Annotated in this window: 17 protein-coding genes and 1 riboswitch; of the genes, 14 read left to right on the top strand and 3 right to left on the bottom strand. The window is 50.3% G+C overall.

Features of this window, described 5'->3' with window-relative positions; all coding sequences use genetic code 11:
• Positions 1–113: 113 nt before the first annotated feature.
• The 3 genes from cysK to THEAE_RS0114585 all read left to right on the top strand — a co-directional run bounded on the left by cysK (position 114) and on the right by THEAE_RS0114585 (position 4,267).
• The gene (gene cysK / locus THEAE_RS0114600) at positions 114–1,046 is read left to right on the top strand and encodes a cysteine synthase A (RefSeq protein ID WP_028987988.1); all 933 of its coding nucleotides are present in this window, start codon (positions 114–116) and stop codon (positions 1,044–1,046) included.
• Positions 1,047–1,124: 78 nt separating this feature from the next.
• Positions 1,125–1,255, top strand: a riboswitch (FMN riboswitch).
• A 138-nt stretch (positions 1,256–1,393) separates the two neighbouring features.
• Entirely contained in the window at positions 1,394–1,975 is a 582-nt protein-coding gene (locus tag THEAE_RS0114595) for an ECF transporter S component (RefSeq protein WP_028987987.1), read from the top strand.
• 159 nt (positions 1,976–2,134) lie between these two features.
• Entirely contained in the window at positions 2,135–4,267 is a 2,133-nt protein-coding gene (locus THEAE_RS0114585) for a DUF2325 domain-containing protein (protein WP_028987986.1), read from the top strand.
• 10 nt (positions 4,268–4,277) lie between these two features.
• On the opposite strand, the gene hutH is transcribed toward THEAE_RS0114585, so the two are convergent.
• From hutH to THEAE_RS0114560, 3 genes are all read right to left on the bottom strand, one after another.
• On the bottom strand, positions 4,278–5,798 hold the full coding sequence (hutH, locus tag THEAE_RS0114580) for a histidine ammonia-lyase (RefSeq protein WP_028987985.1): 1,521 nt from the start codon (positions 5,796–5,798) through the stop codon (positions 4,278–4,280).
• Between the two features lie 306 nt (positions 5,799–6,104).
• Entirely contained in the window at positions 6,105–6,707 is a 603-nt protein-coding gene (locus THEAE_RS21170) for an isoprenylcysteine carboxyl methyltransferase family protein (protein ID WP_211233506.1), read from the bottom strand.
• Positions 6,708–6,709: 2 nt separating this feature from the next.
• Positions 6,710–7,792 (bottom strand): type III polyketide synthase, encoded by a 1,083-nt coding sequence (locus tag THEAE_RS0114560; RefSeq protein WP_028987983.1) that lies wholly within the window; start codon positions 7,790–7,792, stop codon positions 6,710–6,712.
• Between the two features lie 197 nt (positions 7,793–7,989).
• Here THEAE_RS0114560 and THEAE_RS0114555 point away from each other — a divergent pair, with 197 nt between their 5' ends.
• From THEAE_RS0114555 to THEAE_RS0114500, 11 genes are all read left to right on the top strand, one after another.
• Positions 7,990–8,679 (top strand): ABC transporter ATP-binding protein, encoded by a 690-nt coding sequence (locus tag THEAE_RS0114555; RefSeq protein ID WP_005588232.1) that lies wholly within the window; start codon positions 7,990–7,992, stop codon positions 8,677–8,679.
• Positions 8,636–9,823, top strand: a complete 1,188-nt coding sequence (locus tag THEAE_RS0114550) for an efflux RND transporter periplasmic adaptor subunit (RefSeq protein WP_028987982.1) — start codon at positions 8,636–8,638, stop codon at positions 9,821–9,823. Before THEAE_RS0114555 ends, THEAE_RS0114550 begins: the two co-directional genes overlap by 44 nt.
• A 3-nt stretch (positions 9,824–9,826) precedes the next feature.
• Positions 9,827–12,745: an ABC transporter permease gene (locus tag THEAE_RS0114545; protein WP_028987981.1), complete on the top strand. Its 2,919-nt coding sequence runs from the start codon at positions 9,827–9,829 to the stop codon at positions 12,743–12,745.
• A 1-nt stretch (position 12,746) separates the two neighbouring features.
• Complete coding sequence (locus tag THEAE_RS0114540; protein WP_005583720.1) at positions 12,747–13,658, top strand: ATP-binding cassette domain-containing protein; 912 nt, start codon at positions 12,747–12,749, stop codon at positions 13,656–13,658.
• A 15-nt stretch (positions 13,659–13,673) separates the two neighbouring features.
• Complete coding sequence (locus THEAE_RS0114535; RefSeq protein WP_028987980.1) at positions 13,674–15,179, top strand: extracellular solute-binding protein; 1,506 nt, start codon at positions 13,674–13,676, stop codon at positions 15,177–15,179.
• 101 nt (positions 15,180–15,280) lie between these two features.
• Positions 15,281–17,299 carry a hypothetical protein gene (locus THEAE_RS0114530; protein WP_028987979.1) on the top strand — a complete coding sequence of 673 codons (2,019 nt, stop codon included), beginning with the start codon at positions 15,281–15,283 and terminating at the stop codon, positions 17,297–17,299.
• Positions 17,300–17,405: 106 nt separating this feature from the next.
• Complete coding sequence (locus THEAE_RS0114525; protein WP_028987978.1) at positions 17,406–19,244, top strand: cation:proton antiporter family protein; 1,839 nt, start codon at positions 17,406–17,408, stop codon at positions 19,242–19,244.
• A gap of 205 nt (positions 19,245–19,449) precedes the next feature.
• Positions 19,450–20,865 (top strand): LCP family protein, encoded by a 1,416-nt coding sequence (locus tag THEAE_RS21165; RefSeq protein WP_169729998.1) that lies wholly within the window; start codon positions 19,450–19,452, stop codon positions 20,863–20,865.
• A gap of 63 nt (positions 20,866–20,928) precedes the next feature.
• Positions 20,929–21,870: an RluA family pseudouridine synthase gene (locus THEAE_RS0114510; protein ID WP_028987977.1), complete on the top strand. Its 942-nt coding sequence runs from the start codon at positions 20,929–20,931 to the stop codon at positions 21,868–21,870.
• Between the two features lie 52 nt (positions 21,871–21,922).
• Positions 21,923–22,792, top strand: a complete 870-nt coding sequence (locus THEAE_RS0114505; RefSeq protein WP_028987976.1) for a fumarylacetoacetate hydrolase family protein — start codon at positions 21,923–21,925, stop codon at positions 22,790–22,792.
• A gap of 11 nt (positions 22,793–22,803) precedes the next feature.
• Positions 22,804–23,595 (top strand): NAD kinase, encoded by a 792-nt coding sequence (locus tag THEAE_RS0114500; protein WP_028987975.1) that lies wholly within the window; start codon positions 22,804–22,806, stop codon positions 23,593–23,595.
• Positions 23,596–23,615 lie beyond the last annotated feature (20 nt).

Here is a 23,615-nt window from a genome sequence, read left to right as displayed (position 1 = left end):
CGTTTACAAATTGTTCTTAAAGGGGGATAATAGAGGAAATCCTACATGGACCCATGGGAAATGAGATCATGAGGCGATAACGTCGTACCGAAGGATGATTGGGGGGACTTTAAGTGCGTGTGGTTCATCATATTTACGAGCTGATTGGACATACTCCGTTGGTGAAGCTAAACCGCCTCACTACAAAGGAGGATGCCGATGTTTACGTCAAGTTGGAATATTTCAATCCGAGCGGCAGCGTGAAGGATCGAGCCGCCTATTGGATGCTGCAAACCGCAGAGGAAAAGGGGCTCATCAGCCCTGGGAGAAGCACCCTCATCGAACCGACCTCGGGAAACACCGGGATCGGACTTGCGATGAACGCGGCGGCAAAAGGGTATCGGCTGATCATCGTCATGCCGGATAACAGCACGGAGGAGAGGATTAAACTCTTAAAAGCATACGGTGCGGAGGTCTACTTAACCCCTGCGGCAGAGAAGATGCCCGGCTCCATCCGGAAGGCACAGGAACTGGCGGCGGAGATTCCGGATAGCTTCATCCCCATGCAGTTTGAAAACCCGGCAAACCCGGAGATTCACCGTCTCACGACGGCGAAAGAAATCATTGAACAGATCAGAGAGATCGGAGGCCATCTGGAAGGGTTTATCGCCTCATCCGGAACCGGCGGCACCATTACCGGTACGGGGGAGAGATTGAAAGAGGTCTTCCCTCAGCTTTTCATCGGTGTGGTGGAGCCGGAAGGATCGCCGGTCTTATCCGGAGGGAAACCGGGCCCGCATAAACTGGTGGGGACAAGCCCGGGTTTTATTCCTCCTATTTTGAATCAGAACATTTATGATGAAATTTTCCGAATCAAGGATGAAGATGCGTATGAAACGACGAGGAGGTTGGCTCGGGAAGAAGGGATCCTCGTGGGCCCCTCTTCGGGAGCGACGGTTTATGCCTCGCTGCTTTTGGCCAAACGGTTGGGTCCGGGCAAAAATGTGGTTTGCATCGCCCCGGACACGGGTGAACGATACTTATCCAGCGACCTTTTTCAACAGTAGACAATCATTTGTCACAATACCCTATATCCTATCCTTGCTTTTTTTCAGAGGGTGGAATAGAATAATAGGAAACAGAATAACTTCCTTCGGGGCAGGGTGGAATTCCCGATCGGCGGTGATGGACGGATTGTCTTAAGCCCGCGAGCCGCAAGGCAGGATCTAGTGAGAATCTAGAGCCGACAGTATAGTCTGGATGGGAGAAGGATGACAGGACAGCAGGCTTCTTTTCGTGTGAACACGGAGAGGAAGGCTCCGTTTGCGTGCCCCAGGGATTTTGTTTCCTGGGGCATGTTTTGCTTTTCCTTGTCATCAGAATGCGCGAAAGAAGGTAAAAAGGAGAGATTCTGATGTCACAAAAGCGGTTGGTCAGGGTTGTTACGATATCGATGATGGGAGCGGTCGCCTTTCTCATGATGTATTTCGAGTTTCCCCTTCCTACCTTTCCCGTCTTTCTGAAGATTGATTTTAGCGAGATCCCTGCTCTCGTGGTCGGACTGATCTTTGGCCCTTGGGCCGGGGTAGGCGTGGAAGGAATGAAAAACCTGATTCACTATATGGTGAAGGGAAGCGAAACGGGAATCCCGATTGGCCAATTGGCCAATTTTGCGGCGGGAGGATTGTTCGTCTACCTCGTTTCCGTTCTTTATCAAAAGGGGAGGAACATGCGAGGGTTGATCCTGGGATTAGCTGTGGCGACCATTGCCATGTCGGCTCTTATGTCCATCTCCAACTATTACATTCTCTTCCCTGCTTATGCTTATTTCCTTCACTTTCCCCTTCAAGAAGAGGAGCTTTTAAAAACGGTTTTGTTCGGGATTGCTCCTTTTAACCTCATCAAAGGATTCATTCTTTCGGTTTTGACCGTTCTCCTTTATTCTAAGCTGGGAGATTTCATTCGAGAAAAAAAGGCCATCTTTTCCACGAGATAAAATGATTCTAAATCGAGACCCAATCGATCCGGATTCTGCCCCCATCGTTCAAGTAGAAGGGAAGAAAAAGGCGCCCATGTTTTATGGGTGTTTTTTCTTTCTAAATAGAAGAATAAATGATAAAATAATAAAAATGATGGAAAAGGGGAGAGGAATATGATGTCAAAAGTGATCTACCGAAAGTTAAAAGAACAGTTTGAGGAACTTGAGCTAGAAGAAGATTACCAAAAATTCAAAGAAACCATAGAAGAAGAAGTGAAGGTAAATCATCCATTAAAATGGGTCAATGCACTCATCAAGGAGATGACAGATGCTGAAAAGCGCCAGTTTGCCAAAATGATACAGATGCAAAACATCAGGATGAAGAAAGCGATTTCAGAATTGCTCCTTTATAAGGAGGTGGCCATGCTTTGCAAGAGCGGATCAGAAATGGGTTATTCTTCAAAGAAGAGATGCATTTTAGCGATCATGCAAATTATACAACCGATCTTGGATGAGGAGAAGGACCTGGACGGATTCATCCAAAGAAAGAGCGAATGGGTCTCCCGGTATGGAATATGGCACTATTATTGGGCTCTATATTTCCATCCGCAAAGAGGAACGGAAGAATGGAAAAGGGAATTACAGAATATAGAAGACTCGGTTCAACAACATGAAGGAGGTCCTCCTGAATCGGAGGAGGAGAGCGAGTCGGAGAGAGAGGGTTCTTCCGGGGAGCCAAGGGAGAAGGAGTCTCCTGCCCAGGATGATGAGAAAGAGATTAAAATCGGAAAACTGGAGAAGAAAATAAAAAAAGAGATGGAAATCAGGGTAGCCCTGGAAAAAGAACTGGACCAAAAGCGAAAGGAATTAAATCGGAGCGAACGGGAACTCCATGTTCTGAGAGAAGAGGTAAAGAGACTTCAGGAGAGAAACCGGATGAGAGAGGAAGAGATGGAGAGATTGCTCAAAGAATGGGGGGAAGAAAAAAAGAGGGGGGTTTCCAAACAACAAGAATGGTATGAAGAACGGGGCCAACTGCTCCAAGAAAATAAGCAGCTAAAGCAGCAGCTCGAAGCCAAAGGAAACGAAATTCAGACCGAACTCCAATTACGGGACAAGGAAATTCAAAAATTACGCCAGGAAGCAAACCGCTTGCAAAAGCCTAAGAGCCGTGATGAGCTGATCGACGGGCTCAAAGGATCTCTCTATCAGGAGGTGGCGCAACTTACCCAGATTCTTGCGAAAGGAGAAGAAGGAGAAGAGCGGCGCGTCCGGGATCGCCTTCGCCTCCATCTGGACTTCCTCGATCTTCTCGATGAGTACAGGGGGAAACTCGAAAAAGCGAATCGGCCCATCCCAAAGCAAGTAGAACCTGTAAAGGGGCTGGAATCGGATGTAATGATCATCCCCGAGGAAAGAGAAGAGGAGGAAGAAAAAAACCTTAGCGGGGAAGTGCTGCCGTCCGTTCCAGTGGAGCCTCTGACGGGCATTTTTTACCGGAGGGATCATGGGGGATACATCGAACTGGAGGATGGGAAGAGCTTTAGCATCTCCGAATCTTTGGTGTTAAATATCGGTTTGGAGCATGGGGCGGGCGTGGCCTGTACGCCGATGGGCAACGGACGGTATCATATCAAGCTCCTTTACCCCGGGGACGATGGCGCCTCCCAAGTGAAAAAATATTTCGGCTATGTGGAATTGGGAGAATATCACAAGTGGTATTGCGTCGATCATAGCAATCCTGAGAACCGCTTCCTCATTCACCTGAAAGACCTCAATATCTTGCAACCCCAAGATGGGACCCCCTGTACGTTTAATGTATTCGAAGGAAGTAAAATCGCGAGGATTTCCCGCCTGTATAGCTTTCCGGTGGAAGAGGAGGTGGAGGGAGGAGGGGTTGATTCGAGGGGAGAACCGAAACCCTCCCGTATCCCTTCCAAAAGAATCGAGGAAGAAACAGAAGAGGAGAGGAAGATCATCCCCTTCCTTCAGGGTTGCCGGATTGCGATTGTGGGAGGACAGCGGAAGTGGTTTGAGGATGTGGTGTTAGAGACGGGAGCGGAATTGATTCATGATGACGGACAGACGCCGGAGAGGATTTATGCGGATCTGAAACGGTCCAATGCTCTCTTTTTTCTTCTGACGGCAAATTCTCACAGAGCAACCTGGGGTTGCATGGAGATCGCAAAGGAGTATGATATCCCCCATTATATTATTCGAGGTTCGAAATCGAACTTGCGGGCGATGTTATGGGAGCACCGAGAGGAGATTCAAAACAGCAGTGAGACCAATTCGAAATCGGGTACTTGAGGGTTTTGCTCTATACCGCAGGTACTTTTTCGGGGAGGGGAATTTCCTCCCCTTTTATCATTTCTACCACTTTTAAAATATCCTCATGGAGAATGCGATCCTCTTCCAATGGAGGGATTTTTTTTCGCAAGGCTTGGTAAAGCCGGGAGGTCCATTTGCCCAGCCTCTTGCCACCGAATTCAACCCCTTGGGCCGCCACGATCGCTTCGATGGCCAAAACATGGGTGAGATTTTCCATTACCTGAAGCAGCTTCCGCATGGCGGTCGTCCCCATGCTCACATGATCTTCTTGGTTGGCGGAGGAGGGGATGGAATCGACGCTGGCGGGGTGGGAGAGGATTTTGTTCTCCGATACGAGTGAAGCAGCCACATACTGAGCGATCATCATTCCAGAGTGCAGACCGCCGTGACGGGTCAGAAACGGAGGCAGACCGCTTAAAGCGGGGTTAACCAGGCGCTCGATCCTGCGTTCCGAGATATCGGCCAGTTCCGAGAGGGCGATGGCCATATAATCGCCGATCAGTCCCAAGGGCTGTCCGTGAAAATTTCCTCCGGAGATGACTTCACCTGCTTCGGGAAAGATGAGAGGATTATCGGTGGCAGAATTAATCTCCACCTGCAGAATTTCGCTGAAGTGACGGAAGGCCGCTTTTGACGCCCCGTGCACCTGGGGAATGCAGCGGAGGCTGTAAGCATCCTGCACCCTCCTTTCCCCCGGTTTGCTCACTTCTTTGCTCCCCTCCAGGAAAATGAGCAGGTTCTCCGCCGTCTCTCTTTGTCCCGGATGGGGACGGACGTCCTGGATGAGGGGATGGTATGCCGTCGGAATGCCGTGGAGAGCCTCTACACTTAAAGCGGCGATGAGGTCGGCCAAAAGGAGTAAGTCGTTTATTTTTTTCCATGCATATGCGGCGATGCCGGCCATGGCTTGGGTCCCATTGATCAGGGCAAGTCCCTCTTTTTCCGTGAGCTGAATGGGATGGAGATGTTCCTTTGCTAATGCTTCCCTTGCAGGCAGGATGCGCCCCTTGTATTCCACTTCTCCCAATCCCAGCATCGGTAAGACCATATGAGCGAGGGGGGCTAAATCCCCGCTTGCGCCCAAAGATCCTTGCTCAGGGATGACAGGGTGGATTCCCCGATTCAGAAATTGAAGGAGGAACTGAACCGTTTCCACGCGGATACCGGAGAACCCTTTGGCTAAGGCATTCGCCCTTAAAAGCATGATCGCCCGCACGATTCCTTTGGTCAATGGGGCTCCGACGCCGCAGGCGTGGCTTTTAATCAGGTTTTCCTGTAGGATGAGGGCCTCTTTTTTGGGTATCACCACATCGCTAAATTTCCCGAATCCGGTGGTGATCCCGTAGACCACCCTCCCGTCTCGGACCAGATTCTCTACGAATTTCCTCGATGAGCTCATCCTCTCGATCGCTTCCGGCGCGAGAGCCACCTCTCTTTTTTCCTGCAAAACATCTTCGATCTCTTCTAAAAGCAGGGTGTTCCCCGTAAGAAGTAAAGTTGGTTTCACCATGTTTCTATCCTCCTTGCTCCTTCTTTCTTGCTTTATCAGAAGAAAGGAAAAAGGAAGGGGATTGGCTGATTCAGCCAATCCCCGTGATCGATCCCTTTTCCGATATTCTCCATGGATGAGGGCACCCTCCCATGATCCGAATTCCTCCTTATTATTCCTCCGTATATGGATGGAAAGTAAAACTTACGATCTCTATTATTGTATTCCATTTTCTTTTCCTTGTCATTTTTTTGGGGGCGAAGAATTCTTTAAACTCATCAGGAGTGAGGGGTAAAATCTCGTTTTTAGAAAGGGAGGGAGAGGCGTTTAATGCTGGTGCAAACGAGGAATCTTGAAGAGAAAACGGGGCTTATCCCCCATCTCTTCTTCATAGGGACAAAAGCGGGAGAGGGCCCGTTCTTCTACCCGGATTCGCCAGATCATCAGGGGGAGGTTAAGAAGGAAAAAGAGGATGGCGGTGCCATAGAGACCAAAGGTGAGGGGAAAAGAAATCAGCTCTGCCATGACGGCCAAGTAGTTGGGATGACGTAGGAAACGGTAAGGCCCTTTGGGATGAAGGGATGCGCGGGGAAGAATATAGATGCGCGTATTCCAAAAAGGTCCCAATGAGGAGATGGCTGAGTAGCGAAGCCCTTGGGAGAGAAGGAAGAAGATAAGAGGGACCGCCCACCAGGAGGGAAGGGGCTTCCGCTTCCAGAAAAATTCCCCCAGAAGGGAGAAGAAGAAAAGGAGATGAAGAAGAATGAAAAAAGGATAGTGACCCTTGCCCACTTCAAATCCCCCCTGTTCCTTGATCCATCTCCCGTTGCGCCGGGCTAAAATCAATTCCCCCATGCGCTGGGCGGCAAGGAAAAGCAGAAGAAGAAAGAAGAGGACAACGGAAGGTGTGGAAGAGAAGACGAGTCGCATGGTTAGGATTCCCCTTTTTTTCCCCTTCTCCAATGCAGGAGAAGTTGTTCAAGGGAGAAGCCGGGACCTAAGGCAGCCATCATCCCCCATTCCCCCTCTTGACCCTGGGGGTATATCTTTTCTAGCACGAAAAGAACGGAAGCGGAGGAGAGATTGCCGTAGTGGCGCAATATTTCCCGGGAATATTCCACCTTTCCCGGGGGAAGACCGAACGACTCCACGTAAGCATCCAGCACCTTTTTCCCTCCTGGATGAAGGAGATAATGGGAGATGCCTGAAAGGGCAAGATTTTCTTTCCCGAGATACTCCTCTACGGCATTCCGTAGATGTTTGCGGATGAAGGCGGGAATGTCTCGGGAGAAACGAACTTTCAGGCCATTCTCATCCAGATCCCAGCCCATCACCTCATAGGAGTCCGGGAAAAGGGTGCCGTAAGCCGAGTGAAAGTGGGGATAAACCCTGCCTTGATCGGGAAGAGGCAGATCCTCCCCTTGGATGAGAACGGCGGCTGCCCCCTCCCCAAAAAGGGAGGCGGCGATCAGATTGCTTTTCGTTAGATCCTCCGGAATGAAGGTGAGCCCCACAAGCTCGAGGGCGAGGAGGAGAATCCGGTCTTTTGGATAAGCTTTGGCCAGCTCAAAAGCCCTGGCGAGTCCCACCACCCCTCCGGCGCAACCCAGTCCCCATATGGGGGTTCTCATCACATGACGATCCATTCCTAAGTCCTGGATGATGTAGGCATCTACAGTGGGCGTGGCAATGCCTGTGGATGAGATGAAAAGAAAATGACGAATTTGATCCGTTCCGAGATTTGCCTTCTGAAGCGCCCTTTGAATTGCTTCTTTTCCTAGGGAAACCGCCTTCTCCAGATAGAGGCGATTCCGCTCCGAAAAAGAATGATTTTCAAAAAACCAGGAAGAGGGCATCGAGAAATATCTTTCCTTGATCTCGGTGTGGTCAAAGACAGGAAGATACCGTTCCAGGTTGGGGAAGGAACGGAACAATTCTTTGGCCAGCTCCTTCACCTGTTCCTGTGCAAATCGGTAGGGAGGGGTTGCCGTCCCAACGGAAAGAATGATGGGCATGGGAATTTCCTTTCTGAAATGGATCTTCTATTTTTACCCTATCCAACTCCTAAAAAAATATCCGGGATAACATCAAAAATTTAGATATAATTTGCAACCTTTCCAGTTCTCATTCGTTTATTATGTATAAGGGGCAAATATAAAATCCCACAGAGGATAAAGGAGGGATCGAAATCGAGGAGATTGTAGAAAAAGAGGTGGCCGCCACATTTGAAGACGAAATTTCCGTAAAAGGGGTAACCCGCTCCTTTCCGGTGGCGGGAGGGGAGCTGGAGGTTCTCAAGGGGGTGGATTTAAAGATTAAGCCTGGAACCCTCGTGATGCTTAAAGGCAGATCCGGTTCGGGAAAGACCACCCTCCTTAATATCATTGGAGGTCTTGATCTTCCCACCCAGGGAGAAGTGTGGTTTGAGGGGCATCCCCTCTCCAGCCTCACCGATATGGAACGAACCATGATTCGCAGAACGAGAATTGGCTTTATATTCCAGGCGTTTGCTCTTATGCCTCTTCTTACCGCTGCGGAAAATGTGGAGCTTACCCTTCGTTTGGCCGGGGTAAAGCCGAAGCTATGGAAAGAAAGAGTAGAAGAAACCCTCGCTTTGGTAGGATTAGAGAAACGGATGAAGCACAAACCGTACGAATTATCCGGGGGAGAGCAGCAGCGGGTCGCCATCGCCCGTGCTCTGGTTCATCGCCCCCGCCTTGTCTTGGCCGATGAGCCGACAGCCGAGCTGGATAGCAAGAGGAGCTTGCAAATGATTCAGATGTTTAAATCCCTAATCGTCCGAGAAGGGGTAACCCTTCTTATGACCACCCATGATCCCGCATTATTGGAGGTAGCCGATGAAATCTATGAGATGGTGGACGGCAAAGTACAGAAGATTTAGAGTAGAGGGCCGGATTTTCCTCGCGCCCCTCGCCTTTCTCCTCATGATCAATCTCCTCGTTGGCTGTGGCCTTCTTCCGGCGGAGCAGACGGAGGAGAACCTGCCAAACATTGAACCTCCCAAAATCTCAAAGAAGCCGGAGATGACCGTCACCCGAGGACCGATCGAGATCAGCATCCAAGGTCAAGGGAAAGTATTCTCTAAGGAAGAGGAACTGCTCTATTTCGTCGGGAGCGAACCGCCTTCTAACGGACAAAACGATACCGGGCAAGGAACGTCAACCGATACTTTTCGTTTGAAAGGAGTGTATGTGAAACCGGGAGATCATGTGACGGCAGGGCAACTCCTTGCAGAGGTGGAGACCCAAGACTTGGACTTGGAGATTGAGCGGAGCGCCAATGATCTAAAGGTTGAGGAACAGAAGCTGATCACCGAGCTTCGCAAGGAACCGATGACGGAGGCCGACCGCATCGCCCAGGAGCAGATGAAGGCCGCCTTTTTGGAAAAGCAGATTGCCCATCAGAAATTGGTTAGGAAGTTGGTCAATTCAAAACTTACCGCACCCTACGCAGGCAGGGTGGAGGCGGTCTATTATAACCCGGGAGACTCGGTGAAACCGTATGATCCTGTTTTTCTACTTATAAACCCGAACGATTTGATGGTGGGCGTCCGGGTGACCGATAAAGACCTGGAGTCTCTCCATATCGATCAAGAGGCAAGGGTAACCATCAGCGGGGTGAATGAGGCGCTAACGGGTCGGATCATCGCCATGCCCAACCCAAACAATCAGCAAAAACAAGATCCATACAACCCATACAACCCATACAATCCCTATCAACCGGTTAATGGGAGATCGGGAGGAGTTCAGGATGAACGGAGCCAGTATCTCCTCATTTCTCTGGATAAGGTTCCCGAAGGGGTGACTCGAGGGACCAATGCGACGGCTTCCATCGTTTTGCAGCGCAAAGAGGATGTGGTGAAAATTCCCCTTTCCTTCCTCTATACCTACGGAGGGCGGAATTATGTGATCGTCACCGATGGTGAGACAAAACGGGAGGTCGATGTGGAACTGGGGCTTCAATCTGCGACGGAAGTGGAGATCCTGAGCGGACTTCGCGGCGGCGAACGGATCGTGGGGCGATAAACCATGCACATCTTGCGTTTTCTCTTTATGAAAATGTGGAGTCGAAAGGGGACGACCCTTATATCCCTCGTCAGTCTCATCATCGCAGTGGCGCTAACCACCAGCATTCCCATGTATACCAACGGGTCGATCAAAAATCTGGTTTATAAAGAGCTCATGGACTATGGCGCCAAAGGGCTGCCTGCCGGAGCCCTCGTTCTCCGCTACCAGACCATCGCCAATCAATTCCCGGAAAAGGAGCAAGTGGCCCAAATGGACCGTTTCACCCGGGAGGAGTTGGCGAAGCGGATCGGGCTCCCTCTCGATCGCATGATTCCCGCCTATCAGTTGAAGATCCAACCTGTGGAGATCGTTTCGGGAGCGGAAGGGGAGAGCAGTAAGAGAAGGCAGCTGGGCATCCTATCCCTCTCCGACCCAAAGGATGAGATCCAGATGGTGGAGGGGAAGCTCTTCTCCGATCAAATCCAAAATGGAGTGATTGAAGCGATACTGCCCAGGGAATCACTCTATATCCAAGGGCTTAAGATCGGGCAAGTGGTCAGTTACCCGGTTACCGGAGGGAAGGGGATCCCACCCCTTAAGATCAAAGTGGTGGGAAGCTATGAAATAAAAGATGAAGAAAGCCCTTACTGGTACCTGGGAAAGGATTTAATGCGGAATATGTTCCTGGTCAGTGAAAAGGTCATGAAAGAGGAACTGATACAAAAGGGAGTCCCCTTAAACGTGGCCAACTGGCTCTATCTTTTCAATTTAAACGACCTGACCAGTTCCCAAATGGCTTTTGCCAGGAATGCCTTGGCCAATCTTGATATTGAGTTAAACAAGATCCTTCCCAATACGAAAACGGAAATCTCCTTTTATGACCTGCTGGATCAATTCCAGCGGGAAAGCGGCCAGCTCCGCCTTATGCTCTTTACATTGGCGGCACCCATCCTGGTTCTTCTCTTTTACTTTATCATCATGAATGCAAGACAAGGGTTGGAACGTCAGCGGGGAGATATCGTTGTCCTAAGAAGTCGGGGGAGCAGCACCCGGCAGATCATCCTCCTTTATTTCCTGGAGTCCTTGCTAATCGGCGGAGCCTCATTCATCCTGGGGCCGATCCTGGGATATTGGATGGCCAAAGTTCTGGGATCCAGCAACGGTTTCCTCTCTTTCGTCAACCGAAAAGCGGTCATGGTGGAGTTTACGCCGGATATTCTCCTCTATGCTCTCCTTGCCATTCTATTCGCCGTCTTGGCCAACACCGTTCCCATCTTGGGTTTTGCGAAACAAAGCGTGGTGAATTACAAGCAGGAATTGGCCAATGTGGGGAGAAGAGCTTTTTGGGAAAAGATCTTTCTGGATCTCATATTGCTCGGAGTGGCCGCCTATGGATGGTATCTCTTCATGCAGCGGAAGATCACCCTTCTATCTACCGGGCTTACCGCCGATCAACTGCAGGTCGATCCCCTGCTCTTCTTCATTCCTGCCATATTTTTGTTTGGTGCGGGATTTCTCTTCCTTCGCCTTCTTCCGCTTGTTTTGCGGCTCTTGTTCGTCTTGACCAAGCGTTGGTTAAACCTTCCGTTTTACTTAACCATGACCCAGCTCTCCCGGTCGGCGAAGCAATACCATCCCGTCATGCTCCTCCTCACCTTGACGCTGGGTTTAGGGGTTTACAGCGCTTCTTCCGCCAGGACCATCGACCAGAACGAAACGGAGCGGTTTCTATATAAGACGGGGACCGATGTGGTAATGGAAGCCCAATGGGAGAAGCAGATTGATCCCAGCGAGATGGGGAGTATGCCCTCTGCCAATCCCGGTGGTGGGAGTCCGGGGGGAGGAATGCCTGGGTACTCCGGAGGGGGTTCGGGGGGGAATTCGGGAGGTCCGGGCGGTCCGGGAGGGGGGGGTCCACCCGCTCCTGTGGAGATCCCCTTTCGTTATGTTGAACCTCCCTTTGAAGCCTTTCAAAACCTAAAGGGGGCGAAGGCGGTGACCCGCGTCCTCACGAAGGATGTAAGCGTCGCGGTGGGGGGGAAATCGTTAGGGCAGGGGAAGATGATGGCCATCGATAACGCCGATTTTGCCAAAGTGGCCTATTTTAAGAGCTCCCTCTTCGCGCCTTACCATCCCTACCAATATCTTGAGCTTCTGGGCAAGCATGAGGCGGCCCTTATCGCCTCCAAGAAGTTCATGGAGAAATATGACCTAAAACCGGGTACCGTTCTCACGTTGGTGATTAAGTCCCAGCCGGTAGACTTCATCCTATATGCAGGGGCTCCGTATTGGCCGACCCTCTATCCGGATGAAGCCCCCTTCTTCATCGTAAATCTGGCTTACCTTCAGGACCAGATTCCCATTGAGCCTTATCAGGTATGGATCAAGATGGCCCCGGACGGCAGCGTGGTGGAGATGATGAACCGCCTTGCGGATCAAGGAATCTATCTCCTCAGTGTGGAGGACCATCGGTCTGAGATGATTCGCCAGTTAAAACATCCTTCCCGTGGCGGTGTTTTCGGCGTCTTAAGTTTGGGATTTCTCGTATCCATCTTCATCTCACTCCTGGGGTACCTTCTTTACTGGTTCTACTCCCTCTCCTCCCGCTCCGTTCAGTTCGGCATTTTGCGGGCGTCCGGACTAAAGCGGAGTGAACTCATCACGATGCTCTTATTAGAACAGATTTTCACCGCGGGGACTTCTATCCTCATGGGCCTCGTTTCCGGAGGGATGGCGAGCCGCCTCTTCATCCCCTTCATGCAGGTGACGGGAACGAATCAGACCCAGGTGCCTCCCTTTGAGGTGATTTTCCGCCAAAGCGATCTCTACAGCCTGCTCACCATGGTTCTCCTGATGATCGCGATCGGAGCTTTATTCCTCACCTATCGGATCCGCAGTCTCCGGATTCATCAGGCTGTAAAATTGGGAGAGGAGCGATAAGATGATCCATTGCGAAGGGTTGGTAAAGATTTATAAGACGGAAGAGGTCGAGGTGATGGCCCTCCAAGGACTTAATCTCGACGTGGAAGATGGGGAGATGATGGCGATCATCGGAGCGAGCGGAAGCGGCAAGTCCACTTTGCTCAATATCTTGGGCGGATTGGACCGCCCTTCCGCCGGCCAGGTGAGGGTGGGGGAATGGGATCTAACCAAGATTAGTGAGCAGGATTTAGTGAGATATAAGCGCTCGACGGTTGGTTTTATTTGGCAGAATAATGCCCGCAATCTGCTCCCTTATCTCACCGCCCTTGAGAATGTAACGCTGCCCATGCTTTTAAACGGACGGTATGATGTAAACCGGGCAAAGGAATTGCTTGACGCGGTAGGTCTTTCCCACCGCATGAAGAACAGGTTGGAACAATTATCAGGAGGAGAACAACAACGGGTAGCCATCGCCATCGCTTTGGCCAATCAGCCGAAACTTCTTTTGGCGGATGAGCCGACGGGTGCGGTAGATACCGCAACCGCAGAAGTGATTATGAACATTTTTCGGGAAATTAACCGGGAAATGGGGGTAACGGTTCTGATCGTCACCCATGATTTGGCGTTAGCGAAGAAAGTGGATCGGGTGGTGGCCATCCGGGATGGATTAACCAGCAGCGAATTTCTCCGTGGGGGATATGCTCCCTCGGGCGCACCAGGCGGGCAGGGAGATCTTCACCAAGAGTTTACCGTGGTGGACCGGGTGGGAAGGCTGCAAATCCCTCAGGAGTACTTACAAGAAATGGGGATCCGGGATAAGGTGATTTTGGAGTTTGATGGGGAGAAGATCTTGATCAAACCCCCTTCCCAGGAGGACTCCTTGACGCATGCGGAAGAAACGTTCCCCTCCGGAACCCAAACCATATCATGAGAGGTGAGTGACGTGATGAAACGAAACAAGTGGTTCTTGATTCTTGCTCTTTTAAGCATGGGCATGACGTTACTGACGGGATGTTTCGGACAGACGGAGCCGGTCAACAGCCAGCCAAAGACGTTAAAAGTTTTGGCCAGCGAATGGGTGTATCGAGACTTCGGTCAACTGTTTGAAATTACCCATGAAAATGTGACCACCGAATTGATCAATATGGACCAACTGTACCAAAAAATGTATTCCCAACAGCAAAACATGAAGGACCCCAATGCGAAGCCGATAGAACCCATCGATATTTACAGGGAGGCTTTGACCGGCCCCAATCCCCCCGATGTGGTCTACATCGATAACGTGGCTATCTTCCCCAAATTGGTGGAGGAAGGATTGCTGCAACCCCTCGATACTTACATTCAAAAAGAGAAATATGATACCACCGGCATCGCCCCGGCCGTCATTGACGGGATTAAGGAGATGGGGAACGGGACCCTCTATGCCCTCGCCCCTAATTTCAGCGCTGCCGCCCTTTTTTACAACAAAACCTTCTTCGATAAGCGGGGGGTGGAATATCCCAAAGACCACATGACCTGGGATCAAATCTTTAATCTGGCCCGTCAGCTTACCTATGAAGAGAATGGGGAGAAAAAATATGGACTCTCCATGGGGTATGGCGATCTCTATAATCAGGTGCAGCAGTTTGTCAGTCAGTCCGGGCTTTCCCCTTTTGATAAAGATTTTAAAACCTTTACGGTAAATACCCCTGAATATGAAAAGATTTGGAGTACCTTCATTGACATGCAGAAACAGGAAGTCATTGCTCCGCCCTTTAACTATGAAGAACAGGTGAAAAAAAACGGCGGGAAGATGATGCCTTTTGTAGAGCATGACTTCATCTCCGGCCGGGCTGCCATGATGGTGATGCGCTATGAGGAGATTCGCCAGCTTTACGATGTGATGAACGGTAACATGTATTTCGGTCCTGATGCTCAGATGCCGGAGAAGTTTGATTGGGATGTGGTCACCTATCCGGTGATGGAGGAGGGCTCCGATATCGGAGGGCTGGTTTATTACAACGGGATGATGGCCATCAACGCCAAGGCACAAGAACCGGATCTTGCCTGGGAATATGTCGCATTCATGAATGGGGATAAAGTGGCCAAAGCGAGGTCTCAAGCGAGCTGGCAGTTGAGCTCCCGGACCGAGTACAACCAGCCTCCTGCGGGGTTAAACATCAACATGCAAGCCTTTACCGCACTGAAGCCCGCTCCCATGCAAGATGACAATGCCTTCTATACGAAATTCAATCGCCTTGATCCCTGGTCCATTTACCAGGTCGGCCAACAAGAATTTGAAGCGGCACGCACGGGACAAAAGACGGTTCAGCAAGCGCTGGCCGATTACCAAAAGAAAGGGCAAGAGATGCTCGATAATCTGAATAAAGGGTTAATGACGAACGGGCAGCAATCTCCGCAGCAATCGGTAGGCGGCGCCAGCGGTGTTCGCCCCATGCCCGTAATGCCCTAACGGTGGTGAGGAAAGCCATCCGTTTTCCGCCAGGGACGAAATGAACGATGATGTCGGAGCCTGAAAAGTTCGCCTTCATCAATAAGAAAGGAAGGTGTAGGATGCACCGTCGAACCATTGTTACTCTGCTGCTCATTAGTTTCATTCTGATCACCTCCTTTTTACCGCCTTATTATTCTGAGCGGGCCGCTTCCGCCCCTGCATGGGTTCCTCTCTCGAAACCCCTTAACCTGGAGGGAATGGGAACGATAGAGCTTAAGACATTATTCGCCGTTCCGAACCAAGAGGGTCAGGCGGTCTCGTTTACCTTCGAACTGAAGAATCGGAGCAGCGGGATGATCGATTTTTATAATTATTGGATTCGCCTGCAGACGAAATCGGGGAGCCGTTACCCCATTAACATGGTGGATCCGGGGAGAACCCGGGTTTATCCGGGCCAGACGGAAACATTCCTGTTTTACACTCAGCTCCCCTTTGGGGTGAAGGTGGAGGACCTGCAGGTTAAATTGATCAAATGGGACTTCTCCCAACCCAATTTTGAACGACAAATCGGGATTTTCCCCATCCATGCTCCTTCCATCCCCTTGCTCGGAAAATCGATCACGAAGGCGATTCCCCTCACCCACAATACCCTTATCGCCAAGGTGGAGGAAGGGGGTCAAGTAGATCTAGACGGGAATAAGGAAGTAACTTACATTTTAAGCTTGACCAATAAAGGATATCAGCCCATTCCGCTGCCCAATTACCAATACATGCTGGTGACGGAAAACGGCTATGCTTATCCCTTCACGGCGAGCGGAGAGGTTCCGGCAGGAGGGCAGCAAGGAGGTTCGGGGGAGATGCTCCTTCCCCTCATGGAGAAACGAATCGCCTTAACCGGAACGCTCCCCGCCAGTGTGGACCTTACCAAGGTAGGGCTTTATCTCCTCAACAGCTATGGGGATGATAAGGGGTCCGTGCTGGTTCCCATCACCGTTTTTCGTGCGTTTGCCACGGTCGGCTCACCGGTGGATGAAGGAACGAGTATCCCCTTTGGCACGCCTTTCTCCCTTCCTTTGGGGCCCAATGGAAAGGGGACGATTACGCTGGATCAGGTGCAGCGTCTCCCCTGGAGCGACAAGGATCTTCTCTCCGCCCGCTTTACCGTAAAGAATACCGGAGATCAGCCTTTCACCCTCCCCGCTTTTGAAGGTTCCGCTTCTCTTTCCGGTGGAACATACACCGGAGATGTGGTTGTCTCTACAAAAGAGACGCTCCTAAATCCGGGGGATACGGTAGCTTACACCTTAAGCGCTCCCTTTCCGTACCATGTGACCTTCCATGATGGAACGGTACAGCTTAAGGAAAAAGTAGGCGAAGGCGGAAAGCGAATTCTCCTGAGTAACCTGCCGAAGTTTAGTTTCGTGGAAGGAAACTTGAGGTTAGATCTCATCCCGACGGATAAAGAAGCCCTCTTTGGCCAGCCTGGGAATCAGCGTTCTGTCAAGGTGGCCGATGCCAGAACCTATATGACGTTAAACGGGGTCATTATGGCGAGCCGGGTTGAAGTGAAGAACATGGAGAGAAGAGGTCTTCCGTATACGAAAATGACCGCCTTTTTCCAGAGCGAAGATGGAGGACTCTATCCGGCGAAGATCGATGAAGTGGCCAACCTGATGCCCGGAGGCAGTGGGGTGATCACGGTTTCCGCCGAGATGCCGGAGGGAACGAAGACGGAGACGACCCGTCTGATCCTGGGAGAAAGCATCGAGGATAAAGGGGTGAGCAATGCGTTTGCCTTCGCCCTGCCAAAGGAAGTCACTTCTCCAACCGGAAATCTTAGCAACATCTCCATATACCCCTATACATTCCAGTTTATACAAACCTCTTCGGAAATAGGCTATTCAGGAACCATCCGCATCAAGAAAGAATCGGGAGTGACCGCAAACTTCGGGGATCGGCGCATTACCTTTGAATTCTCCTCGGATGCGGGAAATTCCAATGTTGACCAGACGGAAACCTTTACCTTTGACGGAACACTGCCGTCGGAAAAAGTGGTGATGGGTTCCTATCAATTTGTTAGCGTTTATGATGAGTTCCAGGGAGGAAGGAGGTTGATTGGGATAAAGAGTTTAAGGTAGTCAAAAAAGAAAACCCCCGTTTCATTGGGGGTTCTCTCTTTTTTGACATGAATGGGGACTCCCATATAGAATAGAAAGAAAATTGGAGGAAAGGAGGAAGGAATGATTGACGGAAAATGCCTCACTGAATTCCCTGATGATTGTCGTCCTCCTCTCTTTCCTGGTCCCTGCTCTTTTGGCCAGGTTCCGAGTGCGCTTTATTCCTTTTGTCGTGGCGGAGATTATGGTCGGCTTACTGATTGGAAAAAGCGGGCTTAACCTCATCCATGAAGATCAGTGGCTAAACCTTCTCTCCCTCTTTGGGATTATCTATCTGATGTTTCTCTCCGGACTGGAGATTGATTTCTCTCTCTTTCCCATGCGACAAAAGTCGAAGAGAGAAGAGGGGAAGGGAAATCCCTTTCTCATCGCCTCTCTCCTCTTCCTCTTTATCTTCCTCTTATCGGCGATCTGTTCCTTTCTCTTTGCCTACTTTGGATTTATTCGGGATCCTTTCCTGATGACCCTTATCCTTTCCACCATCTCGTTAGGGATCGTCGTTCCGGTCCTGAAAGAGCGGAAGATGATGCACACTTCCCTGGGCCAAACGATTCTCCTCATCACGGTGATCGCCGATTTCGTCACCATGATTTTGCTTTCTCTCTATGTCTCCCTTCAATCGGAGAATAGGGGGCAGGCTCTTCTTCTGCTTGTTCTATTTGTCCTGTTTTTTGCCATTTATCGTCTTCTTTTAGCCTTTTCCAGAAAGGGAAAGGTAAATCCCAAATTTTTTACAGGAGCCGCTCAACTGGGAACCCGGGGTGTCTTTGCCCTTCTTCTTCTTTTTGCCGCTCTGGCCGATAATTTTGGGGCGGAAAGCATCCTTGGCGCCTTTCTGGCGGGGGTGACCCTCTCGCTTCTCTCACCGGAACCTGCCTTTGTCCGACAACTGGAGTCTTTTGGGTATGGGTTTCTCATCCCGATCTTTTTTGTGATGGTAGGGGTCCGCCTTGATCTTTTTTCCCTCTTTGAGAACGGACGGGTACTCCTATTTCTCCCCCTCTTACTTCTCGCCTTATTTTTAACCAAACTCCTCCCTAGCTTTCTCCTCTTGCGTTGGTTTTCTCTCCGGGAGGCTTTTGGGACGGGGATTCTTACCACTTCTACATTAAGTCTGCTGATCGCGGCGGTAACGGTTGCTCAGGGCTTGGGACTTATGGCCCAAGACGTGGCGGCTTCCCTCATAGTATCTGCGGTTCTTACCAGTTTTATCGCTCCTGCCTCTTTTGCCCGGCTCTTCCCCATTCCGGAGGAAAGGAAGATCACGGTCTCCATCGTAGGGGTCAGTCCCTTTACGATTCTCACGGCAAGGGATCTCATCCACGACGGATATGAGGTAGAATTGTATGGAACCAGGCAGGAAGAGGGGAGGGAGGGCCACGAGAAGTTAAACGTTCAGATCACGGAGGTGGAGGAACTAACCAGGAGGTTTCTTGAAGAGAAAGGGGCTTTCCAAAAAGAGATTCAGGTCTTTGCCACCAGTTCCGATGAGCGGAATTTGCAATTGGCAGAGACTGCCCAATCGCTAGGAAAGGGTAAGAGGATCATCCTCCGCCTTGAACAGACGGAATATCAGGAACAGGCGAACCGATTGGGGCTTACCCACTTTTCCACCCTCTATTCCACTTATACCCTTCTGATGGGGTTGATTGAACATCCGGATGCCATCCGAATCTTTACCCATCAGGATGAAGGGTTAAGGGAGATTAAGGTAAATAATGAAAAATATCATGGGGTTGCCCTTCGCAATCTTCATCTGTTGGGAGACGCCCTTGTCCTTCGCATCTACAGAGAAGATCAATCGATCATCCCCCATGGAAAGACCCACATAGAGCTGGAAGACCGCCTGTTGATTAGCGGCTCTTCCGAACAGTTGGAACGGATCCGGGAGGAATTGGAGCGGTAAATGGAAAGGAGAAAACCGTCGCTTTTCAAGAATTTTCATTGCATCTTCCACTTTTTTCGTATAAGCTGGAAAGGGAACGGGAAAAAAGGTTTTTTAACATAAAGGAGGGACCGGGCTACCGTTAATAAATACGAAGCAGTAAACATAGAGATGAATCATAGAGGAAAAGAAGAAAAATTTTTTTGAGACAAAGGGGTATTTCATGATGGAACCACAATTAACGCGCAGTCGAAAACGAAAGCGACTGCAGTTAAAACGCTGGCAGTGGATTGTCATCGTTTTCGTCGTTCTCTTGGGATCCGGGGTCGTTTATGCATATATAAAAGTAAATTCGGTACTGGATAAAATTACAACGAATGGGGAACCGCTTACCGATGAGGAGAAAAATTCGCCTCCCCCCAGTCGTCCCTTTTCGGAAGACCCCTTCGCCATGGTTCTCCTTGGCAAAGACTCCAGGCAAAATTTGGGTCTTCTCAATACCGATGTCATGATCGTGGCCGTCGTGCAACCGAAGGAGAAGAAAGTAAAGCTCCTTTCCATCCCCAGAGATACCCGGGTCATGATCCCGGATGTGGGATATGCCAAAATCAACTCTGCGTATGCCCGGGGCGAATCGGAGCGGTTAAAAGCGGAACGGAACCAAGAGCCGGTCAATATGACGGGTATCCGCATGGTGAAAAAGACGCTGGAGGGATTTCTGGGCATACCCATTGAACATTATGTGACGGTCGATTTTGAAGGTTTTAGAAAAGTGATTGATGAACTGGGCGGCATCGAAGTGAACGTGGAGCGTCGATTGGTTTATCACGATCCCACCGATGGCACCAGCATCGATCTTCAGCCTGGGCTCCAGGTTTTAGATGGAAAGAATGCCCTGGATTATGTCCGCCACCGCCATGATGATCGTGGCCCGAAGTATTATTCCTCCGATTTTGAGCGGAATGAAAGGGAGAGGGAAGTGATCAGGCTCGTCGCCGACAAAGTCAAGTCCCTGGCCGGAATTTCCCACATCTTCGGCATTCTTGACATTGTGGGCGACCATATCACCACCGACTTATCAAAGGATGAAATCATTGGGCTTGCCAATACTTTTGCTCCCGTAGGTTCCTCGGCCATTGAGACGATTGAGGCCAATGCGTATTGGGACGGAGTTAGCTACACGCTCTTTTCAAAAGAAGAGATCGATCGCATACGTCATGAACTGTGGGCCGCCATGGGCATGACGGAAGAAGAGGGATTGGCTCTGGTTGATCCTGCGAACGATGAAGAACCGGTGAAAAAAGTGGTGAAAAAATCGACCGCTAAACCGAAAAAAGAGACGACCAAGGAAGCGAACCCTCCTGCTCATGATGCGGGGGATAATCAAAAGGATTCCACGAATACCGGAAATAGTCCGGAGGCAGCTCAACCCCCTACCGACTCGAAGGGCAGCCCATCAAAGGATGGAAATGACCCGGGGAGTGGGAACGCGCCTTCCACCGACGGGACGAATCCTTCAGGCCAAGGAGAAACACCGGGAGAACAAACTCCTCCGGATCAAGGAACCGTGCCGCCTGCTTCGGCAAATCCACCTCAAAATGGAGGGGGGGAGGTCCCTCCCGGAAATACCGCATCACCATAAAAGCCTGATTTTTTCAGGCTTTTTCTTATCCTATTAAAAAAGGTATAATGGAGAGAGAGGTGGATGGAAATGGGTCGTCCCTTTCGAAAAGGGAAGTGGTGGATGCTTCGCGTAGAAGAAGGGGAAGGGGGGATTCCCCTTGAAGTAGCCTTGCGGGAGCGTATGCACATCTCCGGCAGGAAATTGCAAAAATTAACGAGAATGGATGGCATCCGACTGAACGGTGAAAAGGTTTCCCTGCAAAAAAACATCCGGGAAGGAGATCTTCTTCAAGTCCTCCTCTTCCCCGATGAAGAGTATGGTGTGGAGCCGGAAGAGATGCCCCTCTTCATCCCTTATGAAGATGAACATCTGCTCATCGTGGATAAGCCGGCAGGGATATCGGTTCATCCCACTGAAGTAGGCCAAAAAGGCACCCTGGCCAATGCGCTGGCTTACCATTACTACCAAGAGGGTTTACGTACCAAGGTAAGGCATGTCCATCGTTTGGATCGAGAAACTTCAGGCCTACTCCTGGTGGCCAAGCACGCGCTGGCCCATTCCATTTTGGATGAGGAACTTCGGGAAAGACGGGTGAAGCGGATCTACTTAGCCATCATCGCAGGAACTTTGCCAAAAAAGGAAGAAACGATCCATTTCCCCATCGGGAGGGACAGGCATCATCCCACCCGAAGGCGAGTCTCCAAAACAGGGGAGCGTGCGGTTACGCATTATCAAGTGGTGGAAGAGTATAGCCAAGGCAGCCTCCTTCGTTTAGAATTAGAAACAGGAAGAACGCATCAGATCCGGGTTCACTTAAACCATTTGGGTCATCCTCTCCTGGGAGACCCTCTCTACGGTGGAGATCAACGATGGATAAGAAGACAGGCTCTTCATGCTCATCAACTTTCTTTCTTCCACCCCTTTTTGGAACAGGAGATGAGGTTTACCTCCCCTCTTCCACAGGATATGGAGAGCGTCATCCGGCAATGGAGAGAGATGGACGGGAAATTCACGCCCCGTTGAGGAAGTTTGAAAGTGTCATTCATCTCTTGTATCGAATGGGAGGAGAACGTATATGAAATTGGCAACGGTACTACATCGAAAAACAGGGAAAGAAAGATGGGGGTTGTGGGGAGAAGAGGCCTTTTTTCCGGTTCCGGAAGAGCTGGGGTATCCCACACTCCTTTCTTACATCGAGGATGAAGAGAGGGACCTTTCGGTATTAAAAAACCTGAAAGAAGGAATCCCTTTTGAAGAGGTGCGCTTAAAACCTCCTTATCGCCCGGAGAGAAATCTCTACTGTGTAGGGAAAAATTATAGAGAACACGTAAAAGAGGTGAGCAACTTTACAGGCAGTGGTGAAATCCCGGAATATCCCCTCTTTTTCACAAAGGGGCCAAACACCGTGATCGGCCATCTCGATGAGATTGATCCCCATGTCGGGATTACGAACGCGATAGATTATGAAGGGGAATTGGCCGTCATCCTGGGTAAGGGGGGGAGAAATATCCTGGAAGAAGAGGCGATTGACTATATTTTCGCGTACACCATATTTAACGACGTGACGGCGAGGGATCTGCAGAAGAGGCATCAGCAATTTTTTAAGGGGAAAAGCCTTGATACCTTTGCCCCCTTTGGGCCCTACCTTCTCGTGAATGAAGGCAATCTTATGTCCCAACCTTTTCATATTGAAACTTACGTAAATGGTGAGAAACGGCAGGACGGAAAGACCGATCAGCTCATTTTCTCCATTCCCAGACTTATACATATTCTCTCCCAAGGCATGACGTTAAAAGCCGGCGATATCCTGGCGACCGGGACGCCGAGCGGAGTAGGACAGGGCTTTACTCCTCCCCGTTACTTACGTCCTGGAGATGTGGTGGAGGTTCATATTGATCAAATCGGGGTGCTCAGGAATCAAGTGGGTCCAGGAGAGAAAAACTAGGAGGATAGGTTGTGAAGAAATACCAATTGGTGGTACGAGAAGACTCCCAGAGCAGGGAAATTGCAGCATGGATCGAAGAAAAACTCCAAGAGCATCAATGGCAAAGGAGCGAGGAGCCTGAGTTGGTGATCGCCATCGGTGGAGATGGGACGATGCTTGAGGCTTTTCACCAATTTTACCGTCCTGAGGTGGCTTTGGTCGGTCTTCATACAGGGCGCCTTGGTTTTTATGCAGACTGGGACAGGGATGAAGCGGAGGATTTTCTCCATCATCTTTTGTTCAAAACGCCCCGGATGGTGGATTACCCCTTGGTGGAGGCCCGTTTTGAGCTGGGCACAGGGAAAGTAAACCGCCATCTCGCTTTGAATGAGGTGATTTTACGCAGTAAAACCCTTTCCACCTTTGTGCTGGAAGTGTGGATCAACGAGCGGCGCTTCGAGTCTTTTCGAGGGGACGGCATCATCGTCTCCACTCCTTCCGGTTCCACCGGTTATAACCATTCCGTAGGGGGGAGCATTATTCATCCTTCCATTGAGGCCATTCAGGTTTCGGAGCTGGCCGCCATCAATAACCGGGAATTCCGCACGTTAAACCGCTCCTTTATCTTGCCTGCCCATCACGTCCTCGACCTCTATCCCAAAAACCCGGATCGCGACATCCTGGTTGGGATTGATGGAAAGGAACATTTCATAACGGGACTTACCCGGGTACGGATGCAGGTCGCACCGGAGAAGCTCCGCTTTGCCCGGTATCGCATTTTCCCCTTTTGGCAGCGAGTGCGGGAGAAATTCTTGGTGGAATAATGAGGAGAGAATCAAAACGA

The sequence above is a fragment of the Thermicanus aegyptius DSM 12793 genome, assembly GCF_000510645.1.
GTDB classification, from domain to species: Bacteria; Bacillota; Bacilli; order Thermicanales; family Thermicanaceae; genus Thermicanus; species Thermicanus aegyptius.
Note: the sequence above shows the minus strand (reverse complement) of the source record. Positions and strands in the feature narration are given on the sequence as shown.

Coding starts and splice junctions, on each gene's coding strand:
- THEAE_RS21165 (WP_169729998.1), top strand. CDS start 19,450: ATGGAACCACAATTAACGCGCAGTCGAAAACGAAAGCGACTGCAGTTA.
- THEAE_RS0114595 (WP_028987987.1), top strand. CDS start 1,394: ATGTCACAAAAGCGGTTGGTCAGGGTTGTTACGATATCGATGATGGGA.
- THEAE_RS0114540 (WP_005583720.1), top strand. CDS start 12,747: ATGATCCATTGCGAAGGGTTGGTAAAGATTTATAAGACGGAAGAGGTC.
- THEAE_RS0114585 (WP_028987986.1), top strand. CDS start 2,135: ATGTCAAAAGTGATCTACCGAAAGTTAAAAGAACAGTTTGAGGAACTT.
- THEAE_RS0114560 (WP_028987983.1), bottom strand. CDS start 7,792: ATGCCCATCATTCTTTCCGTTGGGACGGCAACCCCTCCCTACCGATTT.
- THEAE_RS21170 (WP_211233506.1), bottom strand. CDS start 6,707: ATGCGACTCGTCTTCTCTTCCACACCTTCCGTTGTCCTCTTCTTTCTT.
- hutH (WP_028987985.1), bottom strand. CDS start 5,798: ATGGTGAAACCAACTTTACTTCTTACGGGGAACACCCTGCTTTTAGAA.
- THEAE_RS0114505 (WP_028987976.1), top strand. CDS start 21,923: ATGAAATTGGCAACGGTACTACATCGAAAAACAGGGAAAGAAAGATGG.
- THEAE_RS0114545 (WP_028987981.1), top strand. CDS start 9,827: ATGCACATCTTGCGTTTTCTCTTTATGAAAATGTGGAGTCGAAAGGGG.
- THEAE_RS0114530 (WP_028987979.1), top strand. CDS start 15,281: ATGCACCGTCGAACCATTGTTACTCTGCTGCTCATTAGTTTCATTCTG.
- THEAE_RS0114535 (WP_028987980.1), top strand. CDS start 13,674: ATGAAACGAAACAAGTGGTTCTTGATTCTTGCTCTTTTAAGCATGGGC.
- THEAE_RS0114550 (WP_028987982.1), top strand. CDS start 8,636: ATGAAATCTATGAGATGGTGGACGGCAAAGTACAGAAGATTTAGAGTA.
- THEAE_RS0114510 (WP_028987977.1), top strand. CDS start 20,929: ATGGAAATGGGTCGTCCCTTTCGAAAAGGGAAGTGGTGGATGCTTCGC.